The organism is Exiguobacterium acetylicum, assembly GCF_019890935.1.
Classification (GTDB): Bacteria; Bacillota; Bacilli; order Exiguobacteriales; family Exiguobacteriaceae; genus Exiguobacterium_A; species Exiguobacterium_A abrahamii.
This window is the reverse complement of sequence record NZ_CP082333.1, coordinates 521002-536797: the sequence shown is the minus strand read 5'-3', so window position 1 is coordinate 536797 and position 15796 is coordinate 521002. Positions and strand designations below refer to the sequence as shown.

The 15796-nt window shown below is 49.5% G+C and carries 15 protein-coding genes and 1 riboswitch; of the genes, 2 read left to right on the top strand and 13 right to left on the bottom strand.

The window, feature by feature from the left end:
* The first annotated feature begins 55 nt into the window (after positions 1 to 55).
* Positions 56 to 1051: a LysM peptidoglycan-binding domain-containing protein gene (locus K7G97_RS02795; protein WP_223041326.1), complete on the top strand. Its 996-nt coding sequence runs from the start codon at positions 56 to 58 to the stop codon at positions 1049 to 1051.
* Between the two features lie 124 nt (positions 1052 to 1175).
* Here the strand turns inward: K7G97_RS02795 and lysA are convergent, their stop codons facing one another.
* From lysA to K7G97_RS02735, 12 genes are all read right to left on the bottom strand, one after another.
* Entirely contained in the window at positions 1176 to 2492 is a 1317-nt protein-coding gene (gene lysA, locus K7G97_RS02790; protein ID WP_223041325.1) for a diaminopimelate decarboxylase, read from the bottom strand.
* A gap of 13 nt (positions 2493 to 2505) precedes the next feature.
* Entirely contained in the window at positions 2506 to 3564 is a 1059-nt protein-coding gene (alr, locus tag K7G97_RS02785; protein WP_223041324.1) for an alanine racemase, read from the bottom strand.
* Positions 3561 to 4493: a branched-chain amino acid transaminase gene (locus tag K7G97_RS02780; protein WP_023467124.1), complete on the bottom strand. Its 933-nt coding sequence runs from the start codon at positions 4491 to 4493 to the stop codon at positions 3561 to 3563. The genes alr and K7G97_RS02780 overlap by 4 nt, the downstream gene beginning before the upstream one ends.
* Positions 4494 to 4518: 25 nt before the next feature.
* Positions 4519 to 5226, bottom strand: a complete 708-nt coding sequence (gene dapD / locus K7G97_RS02775; protein WP_029340774.1) for a 2,3,4,5-tetrahydropyridine-2,6-dicarboxylate N-acetyltransferase — start codon at positions 5224 to 5226, stop codon at positions 4519 to 4521.
* Positions 5213 to 5959: a 4-hydroxy-tetrahydrodipicolinate reductase gene (dapB, locus tag K7G97_RS02770; RefSeq protein WP_223041323.1), complete on the bottom strand. Its 747-nt coding sequence runs from the start codon at positions 5957 to 5959 to the stop codon at positions 5213 to 5215. Before dapB ends, dapD begins: the two co-directional genes overlap by 14 nt.
* Positions 5956 to 6837, bottom strand: a complete 882-nt coding sequence (gene dapA / locus K7G97_RS02765; RefSeq protein WP_223041322.1) for a 4-hydroxy-tetrahydrodipicolinate synthase — start codon at positions 6835 to 6837, stop codon at positions 5956 to 5958. The genes dapB and dapA overlap by 4 nt, the downstream gene beginning before the upstream one ends.
* A 17-nt stretch (positions 6838 to 6854) precedes the next feature.
* Positions 6855 to 7847, bottom strand: coding sequence for an aspartate-semialdehyde dehydrogenase (locus K7G97_RS02760; protein WP_149426808.1), 993 nt, complete (start codon positions 7845 to 7847; stop codon positions 6855 to 6857).
* 13 nt (positions 7848 to 7860) lie between these two features.
* On the bottom strand, positions 7861 to 9060 hold the full coding sequence (locus tag K7G97_RS02755) for an aspartate kinase (protein WP_023467116.1): 1200 nt from the start codon (positions 9058 to 9060) through the stop codon (positions 7861 to 7863).
* A gap of 112 nt (positions 9061 to 9172) precedes the next feature.
* Positions 9173 to 9350, bottom strand: a riboswitch (Lysine riboswitch).
* 70 nt (positions 9351 to 9420) lie between these two features.
* On the bottom strand, positions 9421 to 10791 hold the full coding sequence (gene argH, locus K7G97_RS02750) for an argininosuccinate lyase (RefSeq protein WP_058704096.1): 1371 nt from the start codon (positions 10789 to 10791) through the stop codon (positions 9421 to 9423).
* Positions 10788 to 11993 (bottom strand): argininosuccinate synthase, encoded by a 1206-nt coding sequence (locus tag K7G97_RS02745; RefSeq protein ID WP_050678063.1) that lies wholly within the window; start codon positions 11991 to 11993, stop codon positions 10788 to 10790. The genes argH and K7G97_RS02745 overlap by 4 nt, the downstream gene beginning before the upstream one ends.
* A gap of 118 nt (positions 11994 to 12111) precedes the next feature.
* Positions 12112 to 12540: a GNAT family N-acetyltransferase gene (locus K7G97_RS02740; RefSeq protein ID WP_023467111.1), complete on the bottom strand. Its 429-nt coding sequence runs from the start codon at positions 12538 to 12540 to the stop codon at positions 12112 to 12114.
* Positions 12537 to 13685 (bottom strand): alanyl-tRNA editing protein, encoded by a 1149-nt coding sequence (locus K7G97_RS02735; RefSeq protein WP_223041321.1) that lies wholly within the window; start codon positions 13683 to 13685, stop codon positions 12537 to 12539. The genes K7G97_RS02740 and K7G97_RS02735 overlap by 4 nt, the downstream gene beginning before the upstream one ends.
* A gap of 128 nt (positions 13686 to 13813) precedes the next feature.
* Between K7G97_RS02735 and phnF the strand changes: the two genes are divergently transcribed.
* The gene (phnF, locus tag K7G97_RS02730; protein ID WP_029340766.1) at positions 13814 to 14548 is read left to right on the top strand and encodes a phosphonate metabolism transcriptional regulator PhnF; all 735 of its coding nucleotides are present in this window, start codon (positions 13814 to 13816) and stop codon (positions 14546 to 14548) included.
* Between the two features lie 56 nt (positions 14549 to 14604).
* Here the strand turns inward: phnF and K7G97_RS02725 are convergent, their stop codons facing one another.
* On the bottom strand, positions 14605 to 15717 hold the full coding sequence (locus K7G97_RS02725) for an LCP family protein (RefSeq protein ID WP_262415785.1): 1113 nt from the start codon (positions 15715 to 15717) through the stop codon (positions 14605 to 14607).
* Positions 15718 to 15796: the final 79 nt, after the last annotated feature.

Below are 15796 nucleotides of genomic sequence, written 5' to 3'. Positions count from 1 at the left end.
TACCTTAATAAAGAGTACTTGTAAAGCATGTTTTTGATGAAGGAGGTACTAGACGATGAACATCAAGAAACCTACCATCATGATGATCGGATTACTTCTCCTTAGTCCACTTTCAATCCCTTCACAGGTCGATGCAGCGAGCTCTACGTTCGTGACGAAAGGAACGACGACACAAAAAGTCGTCGCATTGACGTTTGATGACGGTTCAGATGGAACGAACATTGCCAAAATCTTGAGTATCTTAAAAAGTAACCAAGTGAAAGCGACTTTCTTTTTGACAGGCAGTGGCGCAACCAACCACCCCCAATCGATCAAAAACATCGCAACCGCTTCTCCGACACACCAAATCGGCAATCACTCGTATTCGCATCCGAATTTTACGACACTAACAGCGAGCCAGATGACGAGTGAATTATCCCGAACAGAATCTCTCATCCGGTCCTTGACCGGAAAAACGACAAAACCAATTTTTCGGGCGCCGTTCGGTGCAAGTAATAGTAACGTGTTGAGTGCAGTTGGGGCGGCAGGTTACACGAAAACGATTCAATGGAATATTGATACGACGGATTGGAAAGGCATCTCTTCAACAGCCATCTTGGATCGTGTATTACCAAAAGTCGTTCCCGGATCAATCATCCTGATGCATACCGGTGCTGGTGCAAAAGGAACACCGACCGCCTTGCCGACGATGATTTCGAAACTCAAAGCCAAAGGCTATTCGTTCGTCACGATTTCAGAACTCCTCCGCTCACCGACTCCAACCGGTACGACGTATACCGTCAAAGCTGGCGATACACTCTATTCGATTGCCCGTAAATACAACGTCTCGGTCTCTGCCCTCGCGAGTGCAAATAACATCACGAATTGGAATCTGTTGAATGTCGGTCAAGTCTTGAAAATTCCAACAACGACGTATATCGTCAAAGCCGGTGATACACTTTACTCGATTGCGACACGATATGGTGTCACCGTCACAGCATTGATGCAGGCAAACAGCATTACGAATCCGAACCTATTGTTCATTGGACAAGTCTTAAAAATTCCAAACTGAATCTGCTGATCGCAACAAAAAAACGATCCCTCTCTATTCAAGAGAAGAATCGCTTTAGATCGCATGCATGAAATCGGCGCGATAGCGTCGGTTTTTTTTGTCCTTTCGTTTGACCCCGCACCTCTTATGACTCTGATCGGACACCGTTGATCCCAAGATCACACTGAATCAAATCCGCATACGTTTGTCGACGGACGACTTCACGGGATTCCCCGTCCCGAACGAAAACGAGTGCCGGACGTAAGAACTGGTTATAGTTGCTTGCCATCGAGAAGTTATACGCTCCTGTCCCAAAGACAGCAAGGGTATCGCCACCATTCGGTGTGACCAACTGTGCTTTTTCAGCGACGAGATCCCCTGATTCACAAGCTGCTCCGACGACCGTCACTTCAGTCGTTTCACCACTCATCCGGTTTGCGATGACGGTTTCATACACGGCACCGTAAAGTGCTGGGCGAATGTTATCCGTCATTCCGCCATCGACCGAAAGATATGTTCTGACGCCTTCAATTTCTTTGATGGCCCCGACCGTATACAGTGTCGTTCCTGCATTCGCAACGACCCAGCGCCCTGGCTCGATCCCGATTCGTGGACGTTCGATGCCGAGTCGCTCCGTTTCCGTCTCGATCACGTCCATGACGCGTGCGATCGTCGCTTCAAAATCAAGCGGCTGATCGTCCTGTGTATAGGCAATACCGAAGCCGCCGCCAACATTGACTTCGCTGACTGTGAAGCCATGGTGCGCACGAATCGTTTCGACGAAGCCCATCATCGTCCGAGCCGTCTGTTCGAACAGTGACGGATCTTGGATTTGCGAACCGACATGACAATGGATGCCAAGTAACGACAGATGTTCCGATGCTAAAATTGCCTCGATCGCGTCCAAGTAATCTGACGCATGTGTTGAGAAGCCGAATTTCGTATCGACGCCACCTGTCTGGATTTTCGCATGCGCTCCCCCGATGACTTGTGGCACGATCCGGATCAGGACATGGACCGTTTGACCAGCTTGCGCTGCGATGGCTTCGAGTTGTGCAATTTCGGCAAAGTGATCGATGACGATCCGTCCGACACCTTCCTCGACGGCATACTGAAGATCAGCCGTTGATTTATTCGAACCATGGAAATAGATCCGTTCTGCCGGAACCCCGGATTGACGAGCGATGAAGAGTTCTCCCCCCGTAACGACATCGATTCCGAGACCATGACGCACGACTTGTTCATATACGGCACTAACCGTCAGTGCTTTAGAAGCGAAGGAAGCATACGTGTTCGGATACTTATCAAGGAAGTGTTCCCGGACGGTCGCTAATCGATCCGTCAGCTCCCGCTCTGCCATCACGTACAATGGTGTTCCGTACTGTGCTGCAAGATTGGTCGCTGCGACACCATCGATGTGCAACGTGTTGTTTTCTTCTGTCAGGTATTGACTTCCATACATAATAAGTTCCTCCTTATAGATACTGATGCGTCAAACGCCACGACCGGGCGCACATCTGCTCTGAATTGTTCGCTGCTCCTGTCCGGGTGATATCGTCAATTTCAACGCCATCCCCGTATAACACGACCTCGTCTCCAACCTCAACCGTTCCATCGACAGCGACGAATGTATGACTCATGAATAATTTATTGATGACCGGATAAGGTTTTTCTTTGATGTGAACAGGCAACGCGGCACGCCCACGGACGACACCGTCTCCATAGCCGACGGGTAAAATAGCAATCCGCATCGGTTCTGCACTCGTAAAGTTCGTCCCGTATCCCACATGCTCACCCGGTCCAATTTCGCGAATTTCAACGACCTCCGTCGTCATCCGTAGCGAAGGAACGAGCCAGTCCATCTTTTCAATCGGTGAATAGCCGAATAAGAAGATGCCCGGGCGGACATAGTTACAAAATGCGAGACGCGGATCGTGTTTGACGATCGTCGCACTGTTTTCCGAGTGCATATACGTAAACGTATGGCGCTTTCGTAACACATCGGCAATGGCGACGAAACGTTCGACTTGTCCATCGTGATCCGCATCCGGTTCATCGGCAAGCGGAAAGTGTGTATATAAACCTGTTAAAGCGAGCGAATCTGCTTGCGCAAGCGCAAGAACAGCTTCCGCCTCTTGAAGCGAACTGACACCAAAACGATTCATCCCGACGTTGATCTTCAAATGTAACTCGATTCCCTGCAGCTGTTTACTGTTTAGGGCGAGCCATTCTAGCGATGAGACACCGAGTGCGATTCCGAAACGTCGTGCTGTTTCAAAATCCTCCGTCGGATTCATCACCAGTACATAACTGTCTGGAAAATTCGTTTTGATTTCAATGGCTTCATACAACTCAGCGACAGCAAAGTGATGCACATCAGATGCCATCAGCGTCTCGACCATCTCGAGCATACCTAAGTTATACGCATTGTTCTTGACCACGGCAAAAATACGTTTACGTGACCGAGCGAAGACCGATGCGACGTTCTGTCGCACCGCCTTCCGATCGATCGTGACGAGTGTACGCGTCGTCATTCTGCGACAGCGGGTGTCACATACGTCAACCAATCCGCATATTGCGGCAATTGACCTGTGACGGCTTGACGGTAAAGATCGAGCAACTCATCTGCGACGTTCCGTGTTCCGCCGTTGATCGAGATATGATCGATTTCACCGACACTCGTGATTTCAGCAGCTGTTCCTGTTAAGAAGATCTCATCTGCGACATACAGCTCATCGCGTCCGATGTGACGTTCGACGACAGGATAGCCTTGATCTTGTGCCAAACGGATGATGACTTGGCGTGTGATACCGTCGAGTACTGAACAATCAAGTGACGGTGTATGAATCGTTCCGTTTTTAAGAAGGAAGAGGTTCGCAACACTCGCTTCACTGACGTTTCCGTTCATGTCGAGTGCGATGGCTTCATCAAATCCATCACGGATCGCTTCACCTTTTAGAAGTTGTGAGTTCATATAGTTCGCAGCCGCTTTCGCTTGCATCGGCATCATCGTTGATGAGACGCGGCGGTATGATGCGACTTTGGCACGGATGCCAGCGCCTTTATCGAAGTATTCCCCAAGCTCCCAGCAAGAGATACCGACATGCACCGTCGTATCTTTCGCCATCAATGCTTGCCATGGCGTACCGAGGAACACGAATGGACGGATATAACAAGATTCGAATCCGTTTTTCGCAACTAGATCAATCGTCGCCTGGACGAGTTCATCAACCGTATACGGAATCGTGACGTGGTAATACGCACAACTGCGGAAGAGACGTTCGATATGTTCCTTCAATTGGAAAATCGCCGGTCCGTCCGGTGTCGCGTAAGCACGAATTCCTTCAAAGAATCCACTACCATAGTGAATCGCATGTGACATGACGCTCGTGTTCGCATCTTTCGGATCATGAAAGACTCCATCTAACCAAATTGCTTCTCCATACTGTGTATCCACTGCCATGTGTTTTCCTCCTCTTCGACGTCAATCAGAGTGAACGTAAATCATCCACCAATTGCGTCTTCTCTTCTGTTTTCGCATCTTTCTGTTTGATGACACGTGCAGGTGTTCCAGCAACGACGCTTCCAGCAGGTACGTCTTCTGTGACGACACTACCAGCAGCGACGACGGCATCTTTGCCGACTTTGACGCCTTCAAGAATGACTGCATTTGCACCAATCAAGACACCGTCTTCAATGATGACAGGTGTTTTTGAAGGTGGTTCGAGGACACCCGCGACCACGGCACCTGCGCCGACATGAACGTTTTTCCCGATCGTCCCACGTGCACCGACGACAGCATTCATATCAATCATTGTACCATCTCCGATTGATGCACCGATATTGATGATCGCACCCATCATGACGACTGCGTTGTCACCGATGACGACATGATCACGAATCCATGAACCTGGCTCGATGCGCGCATTCAAGTGACGTGTATCAAGCATTGGTACCGCACTGTTGCGACGGTCATACTCCACGTGAACATCCGTGATGCGATCTGAATACTTTTCTAAGAAAGTAGCCGCAAGTCCTGCATCCGCGAAGAAAATCTTTGATTCATCTGATCCGAACGCTGTAGCGCCTTCAATCGTCAAGCCCGCCAAATCGCCGTTGACGTACAGTTTTACTGGTGTTTGTTTTTTAGCATCTTTAATGAATTTAGCAATTTCGTAAGCATCAGTGAGTAACATGTGAATCCTCCTGTGTGTAGAGCGTCTCTAATGTATAGAGTCCCGCTGTTTTTTGAATGAGTGCTTCAGCTGCTTTGATCGCACCAGAAGCAAATACTTTTTTCGATAACGCCGTATGTTTGATTTCAATCAATTCGTCGACACCTGCGAATAAGACTTCGTGTTCTCCGAAGATCGTTCCACCGCGCATCGCGTGCATCCCGATCTCGTTCGTCTCGCGCTTTTGCCGCGTCTGTGAACGATCATATACCGGTGTGACGTCACGTGCCGTCTGAATCGTTTGCAATAACAACTCCGCCGTTCCGCTTGGCGCATCGACTTTTTGGTTGTGATGTTTCTCAAGCAATTCGATGTCATACGCTCCTGCTAGTGGTACGAGTGTCTTCAGCAGTTGCTGCACCATCGCGATGCCGTACGACATATTGTACGACTGGAAGATCGGAATTTCTTTCGCAGCGTCCTCGATCGATGCCAGTTCCGCCTCTGAAAAACCAGTCGTCGCGATGACGAGTGGTGTTTTTGTCGCTAGCCCGTATGCGAGCAGATCCGGTAGCAAACTCGGATGCGAGAAGTCGATGATCGCATCGACCGTTTCTGACATCTCTGTTAGCTCGGCATATGAAGCGATCGTATCGGATGACTTCGTCCGGTCAACGATCGCCACGACACTTTGTGGTGCGAGTTCGACGACGTATTGTCCTGTCGCCCCATAACCGTGTAACGCGAGTTTCATCGAACCACTCCTTTGTAAGCCCGCATCGTTTCGAGTAAGTGGGCATGTCCTGCTTCCGATTGACGGACGAGCGGCAAGCGTGGCGCACCGACAGCAAAGCCAAGTTCTTCAAGCGATGCTTTGACTGGAATCGGATTGACATCACTGAACAAGGCACCGATGACCGGTAACAAGTCTGCCTGAATCCGGCGCGCCGTGACGAGATCTTGCGCTAGTAACGCCTCAGCAAGTGCTTGTGTCTCTGCCGGGTACGGGTTCGAAAGAACTGAGATGACGCCTTGTGCCCCCCATGCCATGTACGGCAGGATTTGATCATCATTTCCACAGAAGACCGCGAAGTCTTCCGGAATCGCTGCCATCAGTTCGCCCATGAAGCTGACGTCTCCACTCGCTTCCTTAAACGCTTGGATGCGTGGATGACGTGCTAACGTCACTGCGGTTTCGACTGCGATCGCAACGCCTGTCCGCGACGGAACGTTGTACAGCATGATTGGTAATTCTGTTGCATCAGCGACCGCCGTGAAGTGTGCGACGAGACCGGCTTGCGATGTTTTATTGTAATACGGTGTGACGAGCATCGCTGCGTCCGCACCGAGGCGTTCTGCGAGTAATGTTTTCTCGATCGTCGCTGCCGTATTGTTCGAACCTGTTCCAGCAATGACGGGCACTCGCCCTGCCGTGACTTGAACGGCAGTCGTCAGGAGTTGTTCGAATTCCGTGTTTGTCAGTGTCGAACCTTCTCCTGTCGTTCCTCCAACGACAAGTGCCTGAATTCCTGCTGCGAGTTGTTGCTCGATTAAGCGTTCGAATACGTGTAGATCCAACTCGCCTGCTTCATTAAATGGTGTGACGAGCGCTGTACCTGCTCCTTTGAACATGAAGAACTCCTCCTTTTTTATGAATGAATCGACTGTTCGATTGCTTGGCGTGCGACTTGTACGGCGTTTGACGCGGCACCTTTTCGAATATTGTCGGCTACACACCAAAGATGGAACGTATTCGCGAGACTATCATCTTGTCGAATTCGTCCGACATAGACATCGTCCGTCCCACTCGCGTCAAGTGGCATCGGATAGCGCGTATTCGCGACATCATCGACGAGGACGACGCCCGGTGCGTTTTCAAGTGCTTCACGGATCGCTGCAACCGTCGTCGGTTGTGTAAACGTGACGTTGATCGCAACCGAGTGAGAATTCGTGACTGGAACCCGGACACATGTCGCACTGACTGGTAATGCTGGAAGATTGAAGATTTTCCGTGTTTCATCAATCATCTTCTGCTCTTCTTTCGTATAGCCGTTCTCAAGGAACACATCGATATGCGGCAAGATGTTATCGTGAATCGGATGCGGATAATTGACGGGCTCTTCTCCGCGTGCCCCGCGTGCCAAATCCTCGATTCCTTTTTGACCTGAACCCGATACGGCCTGATACGTTGTATAGTTGATCCGTTCGAATCCCAGTGACTGGAGCGGTGCTAAGGCGACGACGGATTGAATCGTCGAACAGTTCGGATTTGCGATCAAGCGGTCTGTCGCCTGAATCGCTTGTGGATTGACTTCTGGCACGACGAGTGGAATCGTCTCCTGCATTCGGAAAGCACTTGAATTATCAACGACGAGTGTTCCGTTTTCGGCTAGTAACGGGGCATATTGCTCACTGATCGTTCCGCCTGCTGCGAACAACGCGACATCGATCCCGTCTTCCGTGATGTTTGGCGTCAGCGCTTGGATCGTAATATCTTCTCCCTTGAACTGTACCGTGTTCCCTGCTGAACGAGCAGAAGCGTAAGCGGACAGGCGGCTGACCGGGAAGTCCAGTTCTGCGAGTACTTGTAACATTTTTTGACCGACGGCGCCGGTTGCTCCGATGACGGCTACATGATACATGCTGTTTTCCTCCTTATAACTCGAACGCGTTTGCAATCGCTGCAACCGTCCGTTCAATGTCTGCTTGTGCAATCGTGTACGAGATGCTGATTTCTGATGTCGTGACTTGATAGAACGGGATGTTCTCCGCTCGGAAGATTGCGAACAATTTCGAAGCGACACCTGTTGCATCCCGCATCCCGATGCCGACGACAGATAACTTCGCGTGCTGATTGTGGCGGTCGACCTTGACTGTCGTGAAGCGATCCATGATGTCTTTCAATGCTTCATCGAGGAACTCTTCCTCATCGAGTGGACATGAGAACGATAAGAAGATGTCACTGTCGAACGTCGTTTGACTGATCATGTCGATGTTGACGTGGCGATTGGATAACAGTTCGAAGATATCGGCTACTGCTGCGTTCGTTTGCGGTACGTGTTTGATTGATACCGTCAAGACGTTCTTCGTCACACTGACACTCGTGACCGCTTTTTGTTCCATTGTTTCCGTCGCTTCCATGATCCATGTTCCCCTTTTCGATTCAAGTGTTTTCCCGACGAAGATGTGTACGCCGTATTTTTTTCCTAGTTCGACACTCCGCATTTCCATGACCTTCGACCCGAGGGCGCTCATCTCCATCATCTCATCATATGAGATGTGCGGAATCGGTTGAGCAGCAGCATGGATTCGTGGATCAGCCGTATAGACACCGTCGACATCCGTGTAGATTTCACACCGTTTATCAAGGACTGCCGCAAGGGCAACAGCCGTTGTATCCGATCCACCACGTCCGAGCGTCGTGACATCACCGAGTTCGTTGACACCTTGGAATCCAGCGACGATGACGACATCGTACGTTTCGAGTTTTTGTCGTAATAGATTTCCATCAATCTGTTTGATCTTACTTTTCGTATGCAATCCCATCGTACTGATTCCCGCTTGAGCGCCTGTTTGCGATAACGCTTTGACGCCGAGTGAGTTGAGGGCAATGCTGAGTAATGAAATCGTCTGTTCTTCTCCGATGGCAAGCAGACGATCGAGTTCTCGGCGCTCGGGGCGATCCGTGATGGCTTGCGCCTGAGCAATCAAAGAATCTGTCATCTTGCCCATCGCTGAAACGACGACGACAAGTTTTTCACCTTCGGCTGCGCGACTCTTCAAATAATTCGCAATAGACTGAATCTGTTCGACAGTCGCAACCGAGCTTCCACCAAATTTAAGTACAGTTGTCACAATCCTATCTCCTTTGTCCCGATACAGAAAAAAACGACGGGCCGGTAGGAGCGTTCCTACGGCCCGTCGTTATCACGATCGGACAAACGAAGACAAAGTCATTCGTTCTTTTACGTAAGATAGCGCTCCGAAACATCGGTTTCGGCAGTACAACGGATCTTAACCGTTGTACCAGCAAATGAGAAGAAGCATCTTCTCGTTCACTTCGGCGGACTTCCCCTTTCACATCATTCGGCATGCTTGCCTTCAAGAATGATGCTACTCATGTCATCCGCGCCTCTATCTGTCGGTTGTTAGTTACAGTTATAGCAGACATCTTTTGTTAAATCCAGTCATTTGACTGATTTTTTTCAAAATCCGTCAATTCGCAAGATGCTGTTTCGCGAGTTCGAGTTGCTCCGACACGGCAGCAAACCCTGTCCCGCCGTAGCTAGTCCGGCGTGCTACTGCTTGAACCGGATCGAGGAGCGGATAGACGTCTTCTGTGATATCAGGATGGAACGTTTGATACGTCTCGAGGTTCAAATCCTTCAGGAAACAACCGTTTTGCACACAGTAAAGGACGGCTTTGCCGACGATTTCATGCGCTTCACGGAACGGTATGCCTTTCGTCACAAGGTAGTCAGCGAGTTCCGTTGCATTCGAGAAGTCTTGCATTGTCGCCTTCTTGAGCGCTTCGGTCTTAAACGTCGCAGATTCAATCATTCCGGTGAAGATTTGAACGGATTGGAGAACGGTATCTGCCGTATCGAAGACCCCTTCCTTATCCTCTTGCATGTCTTTGTTGTAAGCGAGTGGTAATGCCTTCATCGTCGTCAAGAAGCCCATCAGATTGCCGTAGACGCGCCCCGTTTTCCCACGAATCAATTCAGCGAAATCAGGATTTTTCTTCTGTGGCATCATGCTCGACCCTGTCGAGAAAGCATCAGACAACTCGATGAAGCCAAATTCTTGCGATGCCCAGATGATGATTTCTTCACAAAAACGCGAGAGATGCATCATGACGGTCGAGGCGATCCCGAGGTATTCGATGACGAAATCGCGGTCGGAGACAGCGTCGAGACTGTTCGGATAGATTGACTCAAAACCGAGCAACTCGGCAGAACGGAAACGATCGATTGGGAATGTCGTCCCCGCGAGCGCGCCTGCCCCGAGCGGTGATTTCCGGATCCGCTTTTGATTATCCGTCAACCGTTCGACATCACGTTCGAACATCCAGAAATAAGCGAGCAAGTGATGCGCAAGCGAGATCGGTTGTGCCCGTTGCAAATGCGTATAACCTGGCATGACTGTCTCGATATGTTGCTCAGCTTGTTCCGTGATGACCGATTGAAGCTCGCGTAATGCTGTCGTCAACGCTTCGACATGCTGCTCCATCCATAGATGTAAATCCGTTGCGACTTGATCGTTTCGGCTCCGTGCCGTATGCAGTTTCCCTGCGACTGGACCGATCTGTTCTGTCAACAAACGCTCGAGGTTCATATGAATGTCCTCATCCGCTAACGTGTATGAATGGTCTGCTAACGTCGTTTCCAGTTGCTTCAGTCCTTGCTCGATTTGTGTCCACTCGTCTTGAGCGAGTATTCCTTGTTCAAATAGCATCTGCGCGTGTGCGAGACTCCCTTTTAAATCGACGCTCGCTAATTTTTGATCGAACGTGATCGATGCTCCGAAGGCTTCCGCTTGAGCGGAAGCACTTTCCGTAAAACGTCCACCCCAGAGTTTGGTCATTTCGTGACACCCGCCTGACGATGTACGCTCGCATGCGTCGAAACGGCAAGTCCGTGTAATTTGATGAAGCCTTTTGCTGCTTCATGATCGAACGCGTCTTCTTTCGTGTACGTCGCAAGTTTCTCATCATAGAGCGAGACAGCGGACTGACGACCTGTCACGGTTGCGTTTCCTTTGAACAGTTTAACGCGAACTTCTCCTGTGACGTCCTGTTGTGTCGCCGTCAAGAATGCTTTTAAGCCTTTCGTCAATGGTGCATGGAAGAGACCGTTATAGATCGTTTCTGCGTATTGTTTGCTGAGAAGTGGTTTGAAATGTGCGACGTCCTTCGTCAATGTAATCGTCTCGAGTGCAGCGTGCGCTTTGAGTAACACCGTTGCGCCTGGGCACTCATAGACTTCCCGCGATTTGATACCGACGAGACGGTTCTCGACGTGGTCGATCCGTCCGACCCCATGTGCACCAGCGATGATGTTCAGTTCCGTGATCAGTTTCGCCAGTGGATACGTCGTTCCGTTGATCGAGACCGGAACACCTGCTTCAAAGCCAATGATGACTTCTTCTGCCTGATCCGGTGCGTCTTCTGGCGCTACTGTTAACGCGTAAGCGTCTTGTGGTGGCTCTGTCCAAGGGTTTTCTAGGACGCCACACTCGTTACTCCGTCCCCAGAGGTTCATGTCGATTGAGTATGGGCTGTCGAGGTTGATCGGGATCGGCACGTTGTTTTCTTTCGCATAGGCGATTTCTTCTTCCCGTGACCATTTCCATTCCCGAACCGGTGCGATGACTTCGAGTGATGGATCAAGTGCTGCGACCGAAACTTCGAACCGGACTTGGTCGTTCCCTTTTCCGGTACATCCGTGAGCGACCGCCGTTGCACCATGTTGATGCGCGACTTCGACGAGCTTTTCTGCGATCAACGGACGCGAAAGCGCTGAAATCAACGGATAGGCATTTTCGTAATGCGCGCCATATTGAAGTGCCGGCAAGACGAAGTCTTGTGCGAATTCTTCTTTTACATCGAGGACGATCGATTCGATTGCACCGACGAGGAGTGCTTTTTCTTTAATGACGGATAAATCTTTTCCTTCTCCGACATCCATGCATAAGGCAATGACGTCATAGTCCTTGCTCAACCATTTGATGGCTACCGATGTATCAAGTCCCCCAGAGTAAGCTAAGATCAGTTTTTGTTTCGACATGTATAATTCCCTCCTGGTTTTAAATTCATCTGTCTGTATAAAAATTCATTATGAATTATATATATACATAGAAAACAAAAAAAAGAAACCCTTTTTGCAGGATTTCTTTCAAAAAGACTTACATTTTCTTCTCCATCGTTCGGTGCGGGATGCCCGCATCGTCGAATTCATCGGAGACGATCGTATACCCGAGTCCTTGATAGAACGGGATTGCCTGGACTTGTGCACCGAGCGTCAGCAATTGCTTCCCTTCGCGACGTGCGACTCGTTCCATCGCTTGCATCAACTCGCCACCGTATCCTTTTCCTCGTGCTGTCGCTAGCGTCGCGACACGTTCCACCTTCATCCGTTGGTCGTCATATGGACGGGTGCGTCCCGTTGCGACCGGCCGGCTCTGCTCATCGAGGACAAGCAGATGAATCGCTGTTTCATCATGTGTATCGTATTCAAGATGACGCGGCACGCCTTGTTCCTCGACGAAGACACGCTCCCGGATCATCCGGACGGCTTGATGTTGTTCTGCTGTACGTACTTGAATGACTGTCATAACTGATATTCCTCCCGTAATCGATCGACATATGCCATCGCATCATCCCGATTCGTAAATTGTGCTTGTGCCTGGATCGCACTTCCACCGCCACGCCCATTGAATGCTTGGACATGCGCTTTGGCAAACTTCCCGAGATGCGGTTCACCTGGACTGCTCATCAGTAACTTGTTCACCGTCGCATTCCAGACGACACCAATACGTCCCGCTTCTTGAATCGCTTTCGCGAGTTGTTCGGAAACCTTGATCTCTTCCTCCAGATGTTCAAACACAAGAAGCCCTTCTTGTTGTTCCAAAGCGTGAGCGAGTGTGAACGTCGCGAGTTGTTCCTGGGCATGTTCGACCTGTTTCGTTAAGCGCTTCTGATCGTCCTGTACCGCTTGAATTGCTTCTGGAATTTGAACTGGTTTAACTGATAAAGCTTGTGCTGCTTCCCGCAAGGCATGACGTTCTGCCTGTAGAAGTTGATGTGCCCGTTCTTTTGCGACATAAGAAAGACGAATGTTCCCACGAATTCGTTCGACTCCAGTAAAAAGAATTAACTCGAGCTGTGCCGTCGAATCGAGATGCGTTCCACCACAAGCACTGTAGTCGAGTGTGCCGATTTGAACGACACGAATCCGTCCTTCGACTTGCGGTGTTTTTCGTAATGGTAAGCGTAGCGCTTCCGCCTCGTCATATTCGGTCGCTGTGATCGGTAATCCTTGTTCAATCACCTGGCGTAATCGTCGATCCAGCTGTTCTTGTTGCAGAGTTGTCCATTCAGGTGTCTCGATATCAAGCGTCGAGACCTCACTTCCCGTCCGAAAACTAAGTGTCTTGATATTTGATTCATCTTGTAGGATTGCAGAGATGACATGTTGTGCCGTATGCTGCGCCGCATGATCGATCCGGACTGCGTCATCTACGATACCGGTGACGTCACCCGTGAGTGGCGTCGCCAGTTGGTGCCAGACGACACCGTCCTCGATTTGAACGTCAAGGACCGGTTGGTCGTTCAATGTTCCACGGTCCGCCGGCTGTCCACCGCTCTCCGGATAGAAGTAACTTTTCTCTAGAGCAACCCAATAGCCATCTACTTGTTTTGTCGTGCGAATGGATGTCTGAAAGGTTCGGACATCGGATTCTATTTGTTCGGGGCGCATGCCTCGACCACCTTTCTCTGTCAGTTTCACTCTGTATTATGCCATATTTCATCCAGAATCGTTTGTCGGCTTGCCTTTTTCCTAGTACACTAGACGAAAGACTACCGATCGCGAAGGGACGAAATGCCGTGATTCAGCATATCAATAAAAATTCACCACTCCCCATCTACTATCAAATCGAAGCTGCCTTAAAACAACAAATCGAAAGCGGTGTTCTTCAACCTGGCGATCTGATTCCGTCCGAGCGCGAATTTGCGGAAGCGCATCAAATTAGCCGAATGACGGTCCGCCAAGCCATTTCAAATTTGGTCAACGCCGGTTACTTGATTCGTCAAAAAGGACGAGGAACATTCGTCGCGAATAAAAAAATCGTCATGCAACTGTCTGGCTTGACGAGTTTCTCGGAAGAGATGGAACATCTTGGACTAGAACCGACGAGTGCGCTTCTCTCCTATCAAATCATCGACGCGTCGATGACGATCGCAAACAAGCTCCGGATTCGCGAAGGGGCATCCGTGTATGAATTGAAACGTTTACGAATCGCTGATGAGCAAGCGCTTGCTCTTGAGACCGTCTACATCCCGGAACAACTCCTACCCGGACTTGATCAAGACGTCGCGACCGCATCGCTCTATGCATTCGCTGAAGCGAGCGGATTGAACCTCGGACGTGCGAGTCAGACATTTGAATCACGTCTCGCGACGAAGGAGGAAGCGGGTCACCTTGGTCTATCGACCGCTTCACCTGTCTTATCCGTCGAGCAACTGACGTACCTGACAACAGAGCAACCATTTGAATACGTCATCTCCGCCTATCGTGGCGACCGCTATACCTTTACCGTCGAAATGGAACGCCAACGCTAAAAATCCCCTTGTATCGTCGTACAATGACGATGATACAAGGGGATTTTTAGTGTGTCTTACTGTGCAGGGACGGCTTCCGTCTCTGTCACGGGTTCTTCTGTCGTACTTTGTGCCGGGTCTGTCTCTTCCTTGATCGGTTCGACTTCTTGACCTTGCATCGCTTTTGCTAAGTTACTTTTCACTTGCTCCAATTGATTCGGATCGAGGTGATACTCCCATTTCCCGCTAATACCGATGTAGCCTTCTCCAGCGAGTTGGTACTCCGTCGTATTACGTAACGCTGCTGTGAAATCTGCTAAACGTGTATAATCGTTCGGACCTAAGTTCGTTTCGACGTTATCACCGACAGCATCCAAAATATCACGGTATGCACTGAGGGAACGGAAACTTGCCGCTTCTTTAGCGACCGCTTGAATGACTTGCATCTGTTTTTGACCGCGTCCGATATCACCGAGCGGATCATCATGACGGTTCCGGACGTAAGCAAGTGCTTGCTCTCCTGTTAAATGTTGCATTCCTTTATCAACAGTGACAGTACCGGCTTTACGTTTTGAATCTTGCTCTTTGAACGCATATCGTACATCGATGTCTACGCCGTCCAATGCATCGATCAATTGAACGAATCCTTGGAAGTTAACTTTAACGACGTGATCGATTTGAATACCGAGTAGGTTTTCTGTCGTTTCACGCGCTAATTTAATCCCATTATAGGAATTCGATTTATCCATCGAACCGAAGTAATGAGCATGGGTGATTTTATCTTGCTCAACACCTGTCTTACCATAAGGTACATCGTATTTCGAATAATCGATGTTCACGAGTGAATCACGCGGAATACTCGTCAACACTAATTGTTCCGTTTTTTTATTTAAGATCCCGACGATCATGACATCTGATCGCGCCGGTTCATTTCGTTCTTTACTTTTTTTCGTTTCATCCGTTCCAAGAATCAAGAACGATTCAGATGGAACATCATCATATTTAGAGCTCACCTTCGAGCCGGGAATGTTAATCTGCGTCTTTGCCAATGTTTCTTGCGTTTTAATAAAAACAGCTCCAGCATATCCAGAACCGATGATTGTGACAAGCAGGACGAGTGCAGCGATGACTTTCATGAACATCTTGCCAGCACTTGGCTGTTTCTTTCGTGCGGATCGCGTTTCCATCATGTAAACCCTCATTTTCATGTAAATTTTCCGTAAAGTTCGCTAATCTCCATTATCCGGACATTTAATGAAATGTCAATTT

What these genes read in the sequence shown, in the direction of transcription:
- K7G97_RS02795 (WP_223041326.1), top strand. Translation starts at nt 56, where the DNA reads ATGAACATCAAGAAACCTACCATCATGATGATCGGATTACTTCTCCTT.
- lysA (WP_223041325.1), bottom strand. Translation starts at nt 2,492, where the DNA reads ATGTATGGAAGTCAATACCTGACAGAAGAAAACAACACGTTGCACATC.
- alr (WP_223041324.1), bottom strand. Translation starts at nt 3,564, where the DNA reads ATGACGACGCGTACACTCGTCACGATCGATCGGAAGGCGGTGCGACAG.
- K7G97_RS02780 (WP_023467124.1), bottom strand. Translation starts at nt 4,493, where the DNA reads ATGGCAGTGGATACACAGTATGGAGAAGCAATTTGGTTAGATGGAGTC.
- dapD (WP_029340774.1), bottom strand. Translation starts at nt 5,226, where the DNA reads ATGTTACTCACTGATGCTTACGAAATTGCTAAATTCATTAAAGATGCT.
- dapB (WP_223041323.1), bottom strand. Translation starts at nt 5,959, where the DNA reads ATGAAACTCGCGTTACACGGTTATGGGGCGACAGGACAATACGTCGTC.
- dapA (WP_223041322.1), bottom strand. Translation starts at nt 6,837, where the DNA reads ATGTTCAAAGGAGCAGGTACAGCGCTCGTCACACCATTTAATGAAGCA.
- K7G97_RS02760 (WP_149426808.1), bottom strand. Translation starts at nt 7,847, where the DNA reads ATGTATCATGTAGCCGTCATCGGAGCAACCGGCGCCGTCGGTCAAAAA.
- argH (WP_058704096.1), bottom strand. Translation starts at nt 10,791, where the DNA reads ATGACCAAACTCTGGGGTGGACGTTTTACGGAAAGTGCTTCCGCTCAA.
- K7G97_RS02745 (WP_050678063.1), bottom strand. Translation starts at nt 11,993, where the DNA reads ATGTCGAAACAAAAACTGATCTTAGCTTACTCTGGGGGACTTGATACA.
- K7G97_RS02740 (WP_023467111.1), bottom strand. Translation starts at nt 12,540, where the DNA reads ATGACAGTCATTCAAGTACGTACAGCAGAACAACATCAAGCCGTCCGG.
- K7G97_RS02735 (WP_223041321.1), bottom strand. Translation starts at nt 13,685, where the DNA reads ATGCGCCCCGAACAAATAGAATCCGATGTCCGAACCTTTCAGACATCC.
- K7G97_RS02725 (WP_262415785.1), bottom strand. Translation starts at nt 15,717, where the DNA reads ATGATGGAAACGCGATCCGCACGAAAGAAACAGCCAAGTGCTGGCAAG.